The 14,790-nt window shown below is 35.5% G+C and carries 26 protein-coding genes and 2 tRNA genes; 27 read left to right on the top strand and 1 reads right to left on the bottom strand.

The window, feature by feature from the left end:
• Nucleotides 1-882 carry an RluA family pseudouridine synthase gene (locus OB7_RS05375; protein ID WP_114702717.1) on the bottom strand — a complete coding sequence of 294 codons (882 nt, stop codon included), beginning with the start codon at nt 880-882 and terminating at the stop codon, nt 1-3.
• Nucleotides 883-1,002: 120 nt separating this feature from the next.
• On the opposite strand from OB7_RS05375, the gene OB7_RS05380 reads away from it, so the two are divergent.
• From OB7_RS05380 to rplO, 27 genes are all read left to right on the top strand, one after another.
• Nucleotides 1,003-1,077 (top strand) — tRNA-Val (locus OB7_RS05380).
• 27 nt (nt 1,078-1,104) lie between these two features.
• A tRNA-Gln gene (locus OB7_RS05385) sits at nt 1,105-1,179 on the top strand.
• A gap of 184 nt (nt 1,180-1,363) precedes the next feature.
• Complete coding sequence (gene rpsL, locus OB7_RS05390; RefSeq protein ID WP_004101428.1) at nt 1,364-1,738, top strand: 30S ribosomal protein S12; 375 nt, start codon at nt 1,364-1,366, stop codon at nt 1,736-1,738.
• 18 nt (nt 1,739-1,756) lie between these two features.
• Entirely contained in the window at nt 1,757-2,224 is a 468-nt protein-coding gene (gene rpsG / locus OB7_RS05395; RefSeq protein WP_004101430.1) for a 30S ribosomal protein S7, read from the top strand.
• A 13-nt stretch (nt 2,225-2,237) separates the two neighbouring features.
• On the top strand, nt 2,238-4,313 hold the full coding sequence (gene fusA / locus OB7_RS05400; protein WP_114702718.1) for an elongation factor G: 2,076 nt from the start codon (nt 2,238-2,240) through the stop codon (nt 4,311-4,313).
• A gap of 30 nt (nt 4,314-4,343) precedes the next feature.
• Nucleotides 4,344-5,546, top strand: a complete 1,203-nt coding sequence (tuf, locus tag OB7_RS05405; RefSeq protein ID WP_004101434.1) for an elongation factor Tu — start codon at nt 4,344-4,346, stop codon at nt 5,544-5,546.
• Between the two features lie 62 nt (nt 5,547-5,608).
• The gene (gene rpsJ / locus OB7_RS05410) at nt 5,609-5,917 is read left to right on the top strand and encodes a 30S ribosomal protein S10 (protein WP_004101436.1); all 309 of its coding nucleotides are present in this window, start codon (nt 5,609-5,611) and stop codon (nt 5,915-5,917) included.
• 22 nt (nt 5,918-5,939) lie between these two features.
• Nucleotides 5,940-6,557 carry a 50S ribosomal protein L3 gene (rplC, locus tag OB7_RS05415; protein WP_004101438.1) on the top strand — a complete coding sequence of 206 codons (618 nt, stop codon included), beginning with the start codon at nt 5,940-5,942 and terminating at the stop codon, nt 6,555-6,557.
• 37 nt (nt 6,558-6,594) lie between these two features.
• Nucleotides 6,595-7,260 (top strand): 50S ribosomal protein L4, encoded by a 666-nt coding sequence (gene rplD / locus OB7_RS05420; protein WP_004101441.1) that lies wholly within the window; start codon nt 6,595-6,597, stop codon nt 7,258-7,260.
• Nucleotides 7,260-7,565, top strand: a complete 306-nt coding sequence (gene rplW / locus OB7_RS05425; RefSeq protein WP_004101443.1) for a 50S ribosomal protein L23 — start codon at nt 7,260-7,262, stop codon at nt 7,563-7,565. The genes rplD and rplW overlap by 1 nt, the downstream gene beginning before the upstream one ends.
• 15 nt (nt 7,566-7,580) lie before the next feature.
• Complete coding sequence (rplB, locus tag OB7_RS05430; RefSeq protein ID WP_114702719.1) at nt 7,581-8,405, top strand: 50S ribosomal protein L2; 825 nt, start codon at nt 7,581-7,583, stop codon at nt 8,403-8,405.
• A 15-nt stretch (nt 8,406-8,420) separates the two neighbouring features.
• Nucleotides 8,421-8,708, top strand: a complete 288-nt coding sequence (gene rpsS / locus OB7_RS05435) for a 30S ribosomal protein S19 (RefSeq protein WP_004101445.1) — start codon at nt 8,421-8,423, stop codon at nt 8,706-8,708.
• A gap of 14 nt (nt 8,709-8,722) precedes the next feature.
• Entirely contained in the window at nt 8,723-9,169 is a 447-nt protein-coding gene (gene rplV, locus OB7_RS05440; RefSeq protein ID WP_114702720.1) for a 50S ribosomal protein L22, read from the top strand.
• A 20-nt stretch (nt 9,170-9,189) separates the two neighbouring features.
• Nucleotides 9,190-9,819 (top strand): 30S ribosomal protein S3, encoded by a 630-nt coding sequence (gene rpsC / locus OB7_RS05445; RefSeq protein WP_004101447.1) that lies wholly within the window; start codon nt 9,190-9,192, stop codon nt 9,817-9,819.
• A 22-nt stretch (nt 9,820-9,841) separates the two neighbouring features.
• The gene (rplP, locus tag OB7_RS05450; RefSeq protein WP_004101449.1) at nt 9,842-10,270 is read left to right on the top strand and encodes a 50S ribosomal protein L16; all 429 of its coding nucleotides are present in this window, start codon (nt 9,842-9,844) and stop codon (nt 10,268-10,270) included.
• On the top strand, nt 10,267-10,467 hold the full coding sequence (gene rpmC / locus OB7_RS05455) for a 50S ribosomal protein L29 (RefSeq protein WP_004101450.1): 201 nt from the start codon (nt 10,267-10,269) through the stop codon (nt 10,465-10,467). The genes rplP and rpmC overlap by 4 nt, the downstream gene beginning before the upstream one ends.
• 5 nt (nt 10,468-10,472) lie before the next feature.
• Nucleotides 10,473-10,772 carry a 30S ribosomal protein S17 gene (gene rpsQ / locus OB7_RS05460; RefSeq protein ID WP_004101457.1) on the top strand — a complete coding sequence of 100 codons (300 nt, stop codon included), beginning with the start codon at nt 10,473-10,475 and terminating at the stop codon, nt 10,770-10,772.
• Nucleotides 10,762-11,130 carry a 50S ribosomal protein L14 gene (gene rplN / locus OB7_RS05465; RefSeq protein WP_004101458.1) on the top strand — a complete coding sequence of 123 codons (369 nt, stop codon included), beginning with the start codon at nt 10,762-10,764 and terminating at the stop codon, nt 11,128-11,130. Before rpsQ ends, rplN begins: the two co-directional genes overlap by 11 nt.
• A 13-nt stretch (nt 11,131-11,143) precedes the next feature.
• Nucleotides 11,144-11,464, top strand: coding sequence for a 50S ribosomal protein L24 (rplX, locus tag OB7_RS05470; RefSeq protein ID WP_004101460.1), 321 nt, complete (start codon nt 11,144-11,146; stop codon nt 11,462-11,464).
• A gap of 13 nt (nt 11,465-11,477) precedes the next feature.
• Nucleotides 11,478-12,023 (top strand): 50S ribosomal protein L5, encoded by a 546-nt coding sequence (rplE, locus tag OB7_RS05475; RefSeq protein WP_004101462.1) that lies wholly within the window; start codon nt 11,478-11,480, stop codon nt 12,021-12,023.
• Nucleotides 12,024-12,038: 15 nt separating this feature from the next.
• On the top strand, nt 12,039-12,224 hold the full coding sequence (locus tag OB7_RS05480; RefSeq protein WP_004101463.1) for a type Z 30S ribosomal protein S14: 186 nt from the start codon (nt 12,039-12,041) through the stop codon (nt 12,222-12,224).
• 15 nt (nt 12,225-12,239) lie between these two features.
• Entirely contained in the window at nt 12,240-12,644 is a 405-nt protein-coding gene (rpsH, locus tag OB7_RS05485; protein WP_004101465.1) for a 30S ribosomal protein S8, read from the top strand.
• 13 nt (nt 12,645-12,657) lie between these two features.
• Complete coding sequence (gene rplF / locus OB7_RS05490) at nt 12,658-13,212, top strand: 50S ribosomal protein L6 (protein ID WP_004101466.1); 555 nt, start codon at nt 12,658-12,660, stop codon at nt 13,210-13,212.
• A 15-nt stretch (nt 13,213-13,227) separates the two neighbouring features.
• The gene (gene rplR / locus OB7_RS05495) at nt 13,228-13,596 is read left to right on the top strand and encodes a 50S ribosomal protein L18 (RefSeq protein ID WP_004101467.1); all 369 of its coding nucleotides are present in this window, start codon (nt 13,228-13,230) and stop codon (nt 13,594-13,596) included.
• Nucleotides 13,597-13,610: 14 nt separating this feature from the next.
• Nucleotides 13,611-14,141 carry a 30S ribosomal protein S5 gene (gene rpsE / locus OB7_RS05500; RefSeq protein WP_004101468.1) on the top strand — a complete coding sequence of 177 codons (531 nt, stop codon included), beginning with the start codon at nt 13,611-13,613 and terminating at the stop codon, nt 14,139-14,141.
• A gap of 3 nt (nt 14,142-14,144) precedes the next feature.
• Nucleotides 14,145-14,330: a 50S ribosomal protein L30 gene (gene rpmD, locus OB7_RS05505; RefSeq protein WP_004101469.1), complete on the top strand. Its 186-nt coding sequence runs from the start codon at nt 14,145-14,147 to the stop codon at nt 14,328-14,330.
• Between the two features lie 14 nt (nt 14,331-14,344).
• Nucleotides 14,345-14,788: a 50S ribosomal protein L15 gene (gene rplO, locus OB7_RS05510; protein WP_004101471.1), complete on the top strand. Its 444-nt coding sequence runs from the start codon at nt 14,345-14,347 to the stop codon at nt 14,786-14,788.
• Nucleotides 14,789-14,790: the final 2 nt, after the last annotated feature.

A 14,790-nucleotide genomic window follows, 5' to 3' on the forward strand; every position in this document is an offset into this window, starting at 1 on the left:
TTATTCACCCTTTTCGAGATTTTTTAATACATTTTTTAGGTCTTTTGAAAGTGGAGCAGTGGCTGTTATATGTTTATTTTTAAAGTAAAATTCCATGGAGTGACAATGTAAAAAATATCTTTTTAGACCATATTCTCTTTTAAATTCACGGTTGAGCTTTTTATCACCATAGACGTCATCTCCGATTATTGGATGATTTATTAGGCTTAAATGTTTTCTTATTTGGTGTTTTCTTCCTGTTTTAATATTTACATTTAAAAGAGAAAACTCTCCCAAATGTGTTTTATATACTTTTTGTGTTATAAATGTTGTTAATGCTTGTTTATTTTCAAGAGGTATATCAATTTTTCCTTCTTTGGATAATTTGCCTTTGCAAAGAGCGATATATTCTTTTTTTATGCTACGGCCGGCGATTATATCTCCTAATTCTCTTGCACTTTGGGTGTTTTTTGCAATTATTAATATACCGGATGTATGTTTATCTAATCTATGGACAAGATGTGGAGTGAAATTTTTTTCTTGACCATAGTACATTAATCCTTCGATTAATGTAGCGATATGTGTTCCTTTGCCAGGGTGTATTGGAATACCTGCTGGTTTATTTATTATTAGAATATCATTATCTTCATATACAATATCAAGGTCCATTTTTATTGGAACCACTTTGTTGTTAATTTCCCTATTGTATTTTGATATATCCTCTTCAATAGTAATTTCATCACCTATTTCTATCTTGTATGAAGGATTTTTTACTTTTTTTCCGTTTACTTTTATTTTTCCGGTTCTGATTAATTTATAGATTGCACTCAAAGGTAAATTTAAAAGTTTTTTTCTTAAAAATTTGTCTAATCTTGAGTAGTAATTTTCTTCGGTTACTATCATGACTTCACCTCACAAAGCTTTTTTTCATTTATTATTATACCTTTAAAGAAGAAAAATTCAAAAAAATTTTTGTATAACTCTTGACAATATTTTTTTGTGTGTTAAAATAAAATTCGGTCTGGGTGCGTAGCTCAGTGGGAGAGCGCTTCCTTGACGCGGAAGAGGCCGCAGGTTCAATCCCTGCCGCACCCACCAGTGGGGTTAGTCCCCATCTTTTTTAGTTGGGGCGTCGTCTAACTGGCAGGACACTGGACTTTGGCTCCAGCAGTGTAGGTTCGAGTCCTACCGCCCCAGCCAGAGGGCTTGTATAAGCCCTCTTTTTTTCTAAGAACCTTTATTAAAACGCACGAAAGAGTGGATGAAACAAAATCTTCACTTATTTTTCAAGAGATTTTATATATAAATATGTATAATTTAGTTTGTAAAGTTTTGCGGCGTGGCTGAATCGAACAATTTAAGAGTTTTCGAAGGGAGGGTTTAGATGCCTACAATTAATCAGTTGGTAAGGCACGGTAGAAAGGTTATTAAGGAAAAATCAAAATCTCCAGCACTTCAAGGACATCCACAAAAAAGAGGAGTTTGTGTCAGGGTTTCTACGATGACACCAAAAAAACCTAACTCAGCTTTGAGAAAAATTGCTAGGGTTAGATTAAGCAATGGAATAGAAGTTACAGCATATATTCCAGGTATAGGTCATAACTTGCAGGAACACTCAGTTGTTTTGGTAAGAGGTGGAAGGGTTAAAGACTTACCAGGTATTAGGTATAAGATTATTAGAGGAGCATTGGATGCAGCAGGTGTTGAAAATAGAAAACAATCCAGAAGTAAATACGGTGCTAAGAGACCTAAGAAATAAGTCGGGAGGGAATAACAAATGAGAAGAAGGAGAGCAGAAGTTAGAAAAGTTCCACCTGATCCAATATATAACGATGTATTGGTTTCAAAACTTATAAATAGAGTAATGTGGGATGGAAAAAAATCAATAGCACAAAAAATTGTATATAAAGCAATGGAATATTTGTCAGAGAAAACAAAAAAGGATCCGCTTGAAGCTTTACATCAGGCAATTGATAATGTAAGACCACTTGTCGAAGTAAGGCCAAGAAGAGTCGGTGGTGCAACTTATCAGGTTCCAATTGAAGTTGAAGAGCCAAGAAAGACCTCTCTTGCTTTAAGATGGATTGTTGAAGCAGCAAGATCAAAAAAAGGTAGACCAATGGCTGAAAAGCTTGGGGAAGAGCTTGTTAACGCATTTAATAATACAGGAACTGCGATTAAGAAGAAAGAAGATGTTCACAGAATGGCCGAAGCAAACAGAGCATTTGCACACTTCAGATGGTAAGTAGGAGGAGAGTATGAAGGAGATACAGGCTATATACGTTGACTTGAAAAAATTAAGGAACATTGGAATAATGGCTCATATTGATGCTGGTAAAACTACTACTACTGAAAGAATACTTTTTTACACAGGTAGAAAGCATAATATTGGTAGCGTTGATGATGGCACAGCGACAATGGACTGGATGGTTCAGGAAAAAGAAAGAGGTATTACCATAGTTTCTGCTGCAACCACATGTATGTGGAAAGGCCATCGTATTAATATTATTGACACTCCAGGGCACGTTGACTTTACAATAGAAGTTGAACGTGCTTTAAGAGTTTTAGATGGAGCAGTTGCTGTTTTTGATGCTGCAGCAGGTGTTGAACCACAATCTGAAACAGTTTGGAGACAGGCTGATAAATACAACGTTCCAAGGATTGCCTTCATGAACAAAATGGATAAACTTGGAGCAGATTTTGAAATGGCTGTTCAAACAATGGTGGACAGGTTAAAAGCAAATCCTATACCTGTCCAAATGCCGATGGGTGCTGAAGATTCTTTTGAAGGCGTTATAGATTTAATAGAAATGAAAGCAATTAGATGGCTAGATGAAAATGGTACAGAAATGGTTTACGAAGAGATTCCAGAAAAGTATAAGGCAAAAGCTGAGGAAATGAGAGAAGATTTGTTAGAAAAAGTTGCTGAATTAGATGACGAGATAATGATGCTTTATCTTGAAGGAGAAGAAATATCAAATGATCTTATTAAAAAGGCACTTAGAAAAGCAACTATTGAAAATAAAGCAACACCAGTATTTTGTGGTTCTGCAAAAATGAATAGAGGTGTTCAACCTCTCTTAGATGGAATATTGGAATATCTTCCATCACCACTTGATATGCCACCAGTTAGAGGTTGGAATCAAAACGGTGAAGAAGTACAAATTAAACCATCAGAGGATGAACCATTTACAGCTTTAGCTTTTAAAATACAGGCAGATCCATATGTAGGAAAATTAACATTCTTTAGAGTTTACAGTGGTAGACTCGAAAAGGGAAGTTATGTATATAACTCAACTAAAGGTAAAAAAGAAAGAATTTCAAGGTTAATATTCATGCATGCAGATAAAAGAGAAGATGTTGAATATGTAAGAGCTGGTGATATTGTAGCGGCAATAGGATTAAAAGATACAAAAACTGGAGATACCCTTTGTGATGAAAAAAGACCAGTTATCTTAGAAAAAATGGAATTTCCGGAACCAGTTATTTCAATAGCAATTGAACCTGAAACAAAGAATGATCAAGACAAGCTTTCTAAAGCATTAACATTATTGAGCGATGAAGATCCATCTTTTAGAGCTTATGTTGATCACGAAACAGGTGAAACTATTATTTCTGGAATGGGTGAATTGCATCTTGAAATAATAGTGGATAGATTAAAGAGAGAATTTAACACTAAAGTAAGAGTTGGTCAACCTCAAGTTGCATATAGAGAAACTATTCAAGAACCGGCAGAAGCAGAAGGAAAGTATATCAGACAGAGCGGTGGTAGAGGACAATACGGTCATGTTATAATGAGATTTGAGCCAATTGACTTAAGTAAAACTTTTGAATTTGAAGATAGGATCGTTGGTGGAGTTATTCCTAAGGAATATATTCCAGCTGTTGAAGAAGGTGTAAGGGAAGCTGCACAAAGTGGTGTGCTTGCAGGATATCCAATGGTTGGAATAAAGGCAATACTCTTGGATGGTTCATATCACGAAGTTGACTCATCTGAAATGGCATTTAAAATTGCAGCAAGTATGGCTTTTAAAGAAGCAGTTAAAAAGGCTAAACCAATTTTACTTGAACCAATTATGAGAGTAGAAGTAACGACTCCTGAAGAATATATGGGTAACATAATAGCAGATTTAAACTCAAGACGTGCACATGTTGAAACACTTGAGTCAAGAGGACATTTGAGAATAATAAAGGCGCTTGTTCCATTGTCTGAAATGTTTGGGTATGCAACCGATTTGAGATCATTATCTCAAGGTCGTGCAACATACACAATGGTTTTGGAACGTTATGCAAAAGTTCCAGATAAATTAGCGGAAAAAATTATTTCAAAATAGTTATCCACAAAGGATAAAGGAGGGTGAATTATGGCAAAAGAAAAGTTTGTGAGAAGCAAACCTCACCTTAACGTAGGTACCATCGGACACATTGACCACGGAAAAACAACATTAACAGCAGCTATAACAAAGTATCTTTCATTCTTTGGTAGAGCAGATTATACTCCATACGAACAAATCGATAAGGCACCAGAAGAAAAAGAAAGAGGAATTACAATTAACATTTCACACATCGAATATGAAACAGAAACAAGACACTATGCGCACATTGACTGTCCAGGTCACGCAGACTACATCAAGAACATGATTACTGGTGCTGCTCAAATGGATGGAGCGATCCTTGTTGTTGCTGCAACAGACGGACCAATGCCACAAACAAGAGAACACGTTCTTCTTGCAAGACAAGTTAACGTTCCTGCAATGATAGTCTTCATTAACAAAACAGATATGGTTGATGATGAAGAATTAATTGACTTAGTTGAAATGGAAGTTAGGGAACTTCTCAACAAATACGAATTCCCAGGTGACGATCTTCCAGTAGTAAGAGGTTCTGCACTTAAAGCAGTTGAAGGTCCAGATGATCCAAACGATCCAGTATACGCACCTATAAAAGAATTACTTGATACAATGGATTCTTACTTCCCAGAACCACAAAGGGAAACAGACAAACCATTCTTAATGCCTGTTGAAGACGTATTTTCAATCACAGGTAGGGGTACAGTTGTTACAGGAAGAATCGAACGTGGTGTTATCAGACCCGGTGACGAAGTTGAAATTATTGGTATGAGCTACGATATAAAGAAAACAGTTGTTACAAGTGTTGAGATGTTCAGAAAGATCCTTGACGAAGGTCTTGCTGGTGACAACGTTGGATGTTTGTTAAGAGGTATTGACAAGGACGAAGTTGAAAGAGGACAAGTTCTTGCAAAACCAGGATCAATTACTCCTCACACAACATTCAAAGCACAAGTTTACGTATTGAAGAAAGAAGAAGGAGGAAGACACACTCCATTCCAAAAAGGTTACAAACCACAATTCTTCATTAGAACAGCTGATGTTACTGGAGAATTAATTGACTTCCCAGCAGGTGTTGAAATGGTAATGCCTGGTGACAATGTTGAAATGACAATTAAACTTATCTATCCAGTAGCTATTGAAGAAGGAATGAGATTTGCTATCCGCGAAGGTGGAAGAACAGTCGGAGCAGGTGTTGTAACAGCAATTGTTGAGTAAAATAAATTTTAGAAAGGGGGAATTTCCCCCTTTCTTCCTGAAATAAAAAGGGAGGGAACAAAATGCCAGGACAGAAGATAAGAATTAGGTTGAAGGCATATGATCATAAATTGTTAGATGAATCAGCAAAAAAAATTGTTGAAATTGTAAAGCAAACAAATGCAAAGGTTTCAGGTCCAATTCCATTGCCAACTGAAAGAACACTTTATGTTGTTTTAAGATCACCATTAAAGCATAAGGATTCAAGGGAACAATTTGAAAAGAGAATTCACAAGAGATTAATTGATATTTTGGAACCATCACCAAAAACTATAGATGCTTTGATGAAGATTAATCTTCCAGCTGGAGTTGACGTTGAAATCAACTTGTGATTTGAACTTGGAGGTGCTAGAGATGAAAATGATTATTGGAAGAAAAGTTGGAATGACCCGAATCTTTAAGGATGATAAAGTCATTCCTGTAACAGTTATAAAAGCTGGTCCTTGTTATGTTGTTCAGAAGAAAACAATAGATACAGATGGATACAATGCAATACAGATTGGTTTTGAGGAAGCAAAAAAAGTTAATAAGCCAATGGAAGGTGTTTTCAAAAAAGCAGGTGTCAAACCATTGAAAATATTAAAAGAATTCAGAGTAGAAAATCCAGAAGAATTCGAACTTGGACAAGAAATAAAGGTTGATATTTTTGCCGAAGGTGATAAAATAGATATTACAGGTTGGTCCAAAGGAAGAGGTTTTGCTGGTGCAATGAAAAGATGGGGATTTAGAGGCGGACCAAAATCTCATGGTGCAAAATTCCATAGAGAACTAGGTTCTGTTGGTCAGCACTCAGAACCTGCAAGAATTTTCAAAGGAAAAAAGATGCCGGGACAATATGGTAACGAACGTGTAACAATATTGAACTCAGAAATTGTTAAAATAGACGTAGAGAATAATTTAATAGCAGTAAAAGGTGGCGTCCCAGGAGCGAGAGGCGGCCTTGTCCTTATTAGAACTGCTAAAAGAGGATAAGTGCAAGCCTCGAAAATGAAAAAAGGAGGCATTAGGGATGGCAAAAGTTAGTTTGTTTAACTCAAAAGGTGAAAACATCGGACCAATTGATTTAAAAGATGAAGTATTTGCTATCGAGCCAAATTTTGATGTTATTTGGCGCTATGTTGATATGCAACTTACAAATGCAAGAGCAGGAACAGCTTCTACAAAAACACGCGGAGAAGTGTCCGGCGGCGGAAGAAAACCTTGGATTCAAAAACACACAGGTAGAGCAAGACAAGGTTCAATTAGAGCACCACATTGGAGACACGGTGGTGTAGCCCACGGTCCAAAACCAAGAGTTTATTTTAAGAGATTGAACAAAAAAATGAAAAGACTTGCATTAAAGTCAGCTTTATCTTTAAGACTCAAAGAAGGAAATCTTATCGTTGTTGATGAGATTAAATTCAAAAGACCAAAAACAAAAGACTTGAGAGAAGTTTTAAAGAACTTGGGACTTGAAAATCAAAAAGTTTTGGTTGTTCTTCCAAAGAAAGTTGAGGAATATGTTAATGTTAAGATTTCTGGACGCAATATTCCAGGAGTTAAAGTTATCATTGCAGACAATCCTGGTGTTGACAGAACAAACATTGATGGATTGAACGTATATGATATTTTGAATCATGACAAACTTGTGCTCCTCCAAGGTACCGTCCAGAAGATCGAGGAGGTGCTTGGCTAATGAAGAACTACGCAGATGTTATTATTAGACCAATTGTTAGTGAAAAATCATATTATGCCAGAGAAGATAGAAAGTACGTTTTTGAAGTTTCTAAAGATGCCAATAAACCACTTATAAAGGAAGCTGTAGAAAAATTGTTTAATGTAAAAGTTGAAAAGGTTAACGTGATAAACGTAAAGCCAAAACCAAAAAGAGATTTAAGACGCGGTGCAATGGCAAGACAAGGATATACTAAATCTTGGAAAAAGGCTATAGTAACTCTTAAAGAAGGGTACACGATTAAGGAATTAGAAGGAGAACATTAAAAGGGGTGAATAATGATGGGTCTTAGAAGATTTAAACCAACAAGCCCTGCAAGAAGACAAATGATAATACCTGATTTTTCCGAAATTACTAAAAAAGAACCGGAAAAATCATTAATTGCTCCACTTAAAAAGACAGGTGGAAGAAATAGCTATGGAAGAGTAACTGTAAGATTTAGAGGTGGCGGGCACAAAAGAAGATACAGAATCATTGATTTTAAAAGAGATAAAGTAGGAGTACCAGCTAGAGTTGTATCTATTGAATACGATCCAAATAGAACGGCAAGAATAGCATTGCTTGTCTATGCAGATGGTGAAAAAAGATATATATTAGCTCCTCAGGGTTTAAATGTTGGTGATACAGTATTGAATGGTCCTGATGCAGAGATTAAGCCAGGTAATGCATTACCACTTGAAAATATTCCAGTTGGTACAATTGTTCATAACGTTGAGTTTATTCCTGGAAAAGGTGGTCAAATAGCAAGATCCGCTGGAACATCATGCCAATTGATGGCAAAAGAAGGGAAATACGCATTATTGAGAATGCCATCAGGTGAGCTTAGAAAAGTTCCAGTAAAATGTTACGCAACAATCGGAGTAGTTGGAAATGAAGATCACAAAAACGAAGTTGATGGAAAAGCAGGAAGAGTAAGATGGAAAGGTAGAAAACCACATGTTAGAGGTGTTGCAATGAATCCAGTTGACCACCCACATGGTGGTGGTGAAGGAAGAGGAAAAGGACACCATCCACAAAGTCCATGGGGTCAACTTGCTAAAGGTTATAAAACAAGAAGAGGAAAGAAAGCATCAGATAAATTGATTGTAAGAAGAAGAAATGGTTAATGAGGAGGTGCAACGATGGGCAGGTCCACGAAAAAGGGACCTTATGTAGATCCCAAGTTACTAAAAAAAATAAGACAACTTAACGAAGCAGGCGAGAAGAAAATAATTAAAACATGGAGCAGAGCAAGTATGATAGTACCTGAAATGGTTGGGCATACAATAGCAGTATATAATGGTTTAAAACACATTCCAGTATACATTACAGAAAATATGGTTGGTCATAGATTAGGTGAATTTTCATTTACCAGAAGATTTGGAGGACACGCTGATAAGTCTGCTAGCAAGGGTCAGGTTAAAAAGTGAGGAGGGTGGAAACAATGCAAGTTCTCATAAAGAGAAACGGAATGAAACGTTCCAAATTCCATAGAGAGAGAAAAGAAAAATTAGCAACAATGCCAGTGTATGAAGCAAAAGCAGTAGCAAAATTTGTTAGAATTTCTCCAAGAAAAGCAAGAAGTGTTGCAAATTCAATTAAAGGTAAAAATGTTTCAGAAGCTTTTACAATTCTTGAGTTTTCTCCAAAAAAGGCTGCAAGACTTATAAAAAATGTGTTAAAATCAGCAGTGGCAAATGCTGTTAATAACCATGGGCTTAACGAGGAAAATTTATATGTTTACACATGCTATGTAAACGATGGTCCAAGAATGAAAAGAATTTGGCCAAGAGGTAGAGGAAGTGCAGATATAATTCAAAAAAGGATGTCCCATATTACAGTAATTGTTAGAGACAAGGAAGCCGAAAAGGCTGCAAAGGAAGAAAAGTGATAGAAAGGTGAGGTGGTAAGGTGGGTCAAAAAGTTCATCCACGCGGCTTCAGGCTCGGGATAACAGCAGATTGGCAGGCAACATGGTTTAATGAAAAGAATTACAAGGAATACTTGCTTGAAGACGAAGAAATTAGAAAAGTTATAAAGAATAAATATGCACAAGCAGGAATTAGTGAGATTGTTATTGAAAGGCCAGACTCAGAAAGAGTAATTGCAATTATAAAATCTGCAAGACCAGGAATAATCATAGGTAAAAAAGGTGCAGAAATAACAGAATTAAGACAAGAACTTGAGAAGAGATTTAACAGAAGATTTATAGTCAATGTTGAGGAAATTAAAAATCCTGAAGTTGATGCACAATTAGTAGCAGAAAATATTGCAAGCAGAATTGAAAAACGTGCATCTTACAAAGTAGTAATGAAAAAAGCTATCTTTAATGCTATGAAAAAAGGTGCAAAGGGTATAAAAATAATGGTTTCTGGAAGACTTGCAGGTGCAGAAATTGCAAGAACAGAGTGGTATTTGAAAGGAAGACTTCCACTTCAAACTATAAAATCAATAATCGATTATGGCACAGCTAGAGCTGAAACAAAATATGGTACAATTGGTATTAAAGTATGGATTTATAAAGGCGACGCCGATATCTGACGTCTAAAGGAGGTAGTACGACATGTTAATGCCAAAAAGAGTTAAGTACAGAAAACAACACAGAGGTAGAATGAAAGGAAATGCAAAGGGCGGAGCATTAGTAAACTTTGGAGAATATGGGCTTAAAGCTATGGAGTCACATTGGATTACAGCACAACAGATAGAAGCATGTAGAATTGCAATTACAAGAACTTTAAAGAAAACAGGTAAACTTTGGATTAGAGTTTTTCCTGATAAATCATATACAAAACACCCGGCTGAGAGTAAGCTAGGTAAAGGTAAAGGAAACGTTGAAGGTTGGGTAGCAGTAGTAAAACCAGGTAAAATATTATTTGAAATTGGAGGAGTAGATGAAAAGCTTGCTAGAGAAGCATTAGAATATGCTGCTACAAAACTTCCAATAAGAACAAAAATAGTAAAAAGACATGAGATAGGTGGTGAAGCAGTATGAAGGCTGCTGAACTTAGAAATTTAACAAATGAAGAATTGATGAATTTATTAGAAGAAAAGAAAAGAACACTCATGAACTTGAGATTCCAGAACGTTTTGGGACAACTTACGGACTACAGTCAAATTTCAAAGACAAGGAAAGACATAGCAAGAATCAAAACAATTCTCAGGGAAAGAGAATTGGGTGTAAGGAGGTAATTGACATGCCTAAAAAGAAATTGATTGGCGAAGTTGTAAGCGATAAAATGGATAAAACAGTTGTAGTTGCAGTTAGTACATTAGTAAAACACCCGAGAGTGGGGAAATATATTAAGAGAACAAAAAAGTATTATGCACACGATGAAAATAACGAATGTAGAGACGGAGATATAGTTGAAATTATTGAATCAAGACCTTTAAGTAAATTAAAAAGATGGAGAGTACTTAGAATAGTGGAAAGATCAGTTTTTGCAGATGAGACTTTAGACGAAGAATTGGAAGGAGGTAGTAGTGATGATAATTAATGAAAGCTACCTCAATGTTGCAGACAACTCGGGAGCAAAACTTTTAAGAGTTATTAGAGTAATGGGCGGTTCAAGGAGAAAATGGGGAACAGTAGGAGACGTAGTTGTATGTAGTGTTAGAGATGCAGTACCAAACGGAGATTTAAAGAAAGGTGATGTTGTAAAGGCTGTTATTGTTAGAACGAAAAAAGAAATTAGAAGACCAGATGGTACTTATATTCGTTTTGATGATAATGCCGCTGTCGTACTAGATAAATATAACGAGCCTAAGGGGACACGTGTTTTTGGCCCAGTTGCAAAGGAATTAAGAGAAAAAGGATTTATGAAAATTGTCTCCTTAGCGCCTGAAGTATTTTAAGGGGTGATGTGAAGTGGCAAGGAAAATAAGAAAAGGCGATACAGTAATGGTACTTTCTGGAAAAGATAAAGGAAAAACAGGTGAAGTTGTAAGAGTAATTCCAAAAGAAGATAAAGTAGTTGTAAGAGGAGTAAATGTTGTAAAAAGACATCAAAGACCAAATGCACAAATGAGACAAGGTGGAATTATTGAGAAAGAATCACCAATTTATGCTTGTAAGGTTGCATTAGTGTGCCCAAGCTGTGGAAAAGCAACAAGAGTTGGATTTAGATTTTTAGAAGATGGAACAAAAGTAAGGTACTGTAAGAAGTGTGGAGAAGTCATAGATAAGTAAGGAGGCATAGAGCATGCAGTACATACCATTGAAAGAAAAGTATGAAAATGAAATCAAACCTGCAATGATGAAAGAATTTGGATATAAAAATATTCATCAAGTTCCAAGACTAGAAAAAATAGTTATTAATATGGGTATCGGTGAAGGTTCAAGAAATAAAGATGTTATTGATATCCATGCAAAAGAATTAGCACTTATTGCAGGTCAAAAACCTGTTGTTACAAAAGCAAAAAAGAGTATCTCTAACTTTAAAATAAGAAAAGGAATGCCAATAGGTTTGAAAGTAACATTAAGAGGAGTTAACATGTACAACTTCTTGTACAAACTTATTAATTTGGTTCTTCCAAAAGTTAGAGACTTTAGAGGATTGAATCCAAATGGTTTTGATGGTAGAGGAAATTATTCATTTGGATTGACGGAACAGTTGGTCTTTCCTGAAATATCTCCAGATCAAGTTAGAAGAGTCCAAGGAATGGATATTGTAATTGTTACAACTGCTAAAACAGATGATGAAGCAAGAAAATTATTAGAGCTCTTTGGATTCCCGTTTAAAAGATAATAAGGAGGTTTAAATATGGCAAGAAAAGGTCTTGTTGAAAGATGGAAAAAGCCAAAGAAATTTAAAACCAGAGAATATACAAGATGTAAGATTTGTGGAAGAGCACATTCCGTGTATAGAGAATTTGGTATTTGTAGAGTTTGTTTCAGAAAAATGGCCAATGAGGGAAAACTCCCGGGAGTTAGGAAGGCAACATGGTAAAAGGAGGGGAATACAATGTGGAGCGATCCAATAGCTGACATGCTCACTCGAATAAGGAATGCAAATGTTGCATTAAAAGAACAAGTAGATGTACCAGCATCAAACTTGAAAAAAGAAATTGCTGAAATATTAAAAAGAGAAGGATTTATAAAAGATTACACATATATTGAAGATGGAAAACAGGGAATAATAAGAATTCACATGAAATACAAAGGTACAAGAAGAAATAGAGAAAGGGTAATTCATGGTATTGTAAGAGTTTCAAAACCTGGAAGAAGAATATATGTTGGAAAAGATAATCTTCCAAAGGTTAAGAATGGATTAGGTATAGCTATTTTAACAACATCAAAAGGTGTGTTAACTGACAAGCAAGCAAGAGAAATCGGTGTTGGCGGAGAAGTTATTGCCTATATTTGGTAAGGAGGTGTACTCAATGTCCCGTATAGCAAATAAACCTATTGTTATACCAAACGGAGTAGAAGTAAAAGTTGAGGGAAATGTCTTAAAAGTAAAAGGACCACTTGGTGAATTAAAACAAGATTTTTTACCATACGTTAAAGTTGAAATTAATGGCAATGAAATGAATGTAAAACCTAATGTTGATTACATGAAAAGAAGATCAGATTTGAAAAAGATGAAGATGTTTACAGGAACATATTGGAGATTATTTAACAATATGGTAATTGGAGTTACTAAAGGATTTAAAAAGGAACTTGAAATTGTTGGAATAGGTTACAGGGCACAGTTACAAGGAAAGAAACTTGTTATGAATCTTGGATATGCCCATCCAGTAGAAATGGAAATTCCTTCTGATGTAAAAGTAGAAGTACCAAGTCCAAATAAAATAATTGTTAGCGGAATTGATAAACAAAGAGTAGGACAAGTTGCAGCAGATATTAGAAAATGGAGAGAACCAAATGTCTACTCAGGAAAAGGTATTAGATACGTAGGAGAAGTAGTAAGATTGAAAGAAGGAAAGAAAGCATAAAGGGGGTACACTGAGATGATAAAAAAAGAGAACAGGAATTGGAGAAGGAAAAAGAGACACCTAAGTATCAGAAAAAAAATCCATGGAACTGCAGATAGACCAAGATTGTGTGTATACAAAAGCGAAAAACATATTTATGCTCAAATAATAGATGATGATAAGGGACACACGTTGGTTGCAGCATCAACATTGGATAAGGAATTAAGAGAAACTTTGAAAAAGACCTGGAACAAGGAAGCAGCAAGAGAAGTTGGGAAATTAATTGGTAAAAGAGCAATTGAAAAAGGCATTAAGAAAGTAGTATTTGATAGAGGTGGCTACAGATATCACGGAAGAGTTGCAGAACTTGCAGAAGGTGCCAGAGAAGCAGGCTTGGAATTTTAAGGGAGGTGCACTGAATGGCAGACATTGCACAGAAGATAAGAAATACAAGGGAAGACTTTGAAGAAAGAATAGTTGAAATAAGAAGAACAACAAAAGTTACTAAGGGTGGAAAAAATTTATCATTTAGAGTTTTAGCTGTTGTTGGAAATAGAAATGGAAAAGTAGGAGTCGGAGTAGGTAAAGCAAGAGAAGTACCAGATGCAATAAGGAAAGCTTTATCCGCTGCAAGAAGAAATGTATTTGAAGTACCAATTTATAACGGAACAATTCCTCACGAAATTGTTGGAAGACAAGATGCAGCAAAAGTTTTACTTAAACCAGCAGCACCTGGTACAGGTATAATCTCAAATGGAACCGTCCGTGCTGTTGTTGAGCTTGCAGGAATTCACAACATTCTTACAAAAACAAGCGGTTCAACAAACCCTGTTGTGCTAGCACAAGCAACAGTTAATGGTTTGAAAAACCTCCTATCATTGGAAAAAATTGCACAGTTGAGAGACATTACTCCACAAGAAGTTATCTATGGTGTAAAAAAGGAGGGTTAATAAATGAAAAAATTAAAAATTACACTTGTTAAAAGTCCAATAGGTTATAAATATGATCAAAAAGATACAGTAAAAAGATTGGGATTAAGAAAGTTAAATTCAACAGTAATAAAAGATGATGTTCCTCAAATTAGAGGTATGATTAGAAAAGTAAGGCATTTAGTTAAGGTAGAGGAAATAGAGGAATAAGGAGGTAATATAATATGAGGTTATCAGATATAAGACCTACTCCTGGTTCCATGAGAAAAAGAATTAGAGTGGGTAGAGGAATTGGTTCTGGAAAAGGAAAAACATCTGGTAAGGGTCACAAAGGTCAAAAAGCAAGAGGAACTGGAAAAGTTCATCCATGGTTTGAAGGTGGTCAAACACCTATTCATAGAAGACTTCCAAAATTTGGATTCAAAAACTTTACTAAGAAAGTATATACAGTTGTTAACGTTGAAGATCTTGAAAGAAAATTTAATTCTGGTGATGAAGTAACACCTGAAAAATTACTTGAAGTTGGTTTAATTAAGAAAATCAATGATGGAGTTAAAATTTTAGGAAATGGAGAAATTACAAAACCTCTGACAGTAGTAGCCCATGCCTTTAGTTCAAGTGCCAGGAGGAAGATTGAAGCCGTAGGCGGCAAGGCAGAGGTGATTTAATA

Source organism: Thermosipho africanus Ob7, from assembly GCF_003351105.1.
Taxonomy (GTDB): domain Bacteria; phylum Thermotogota; class Thermotogae; order Thermotogales; family Fervidobacteriaceae; genus Thermosipho; species Thermosipho africanus.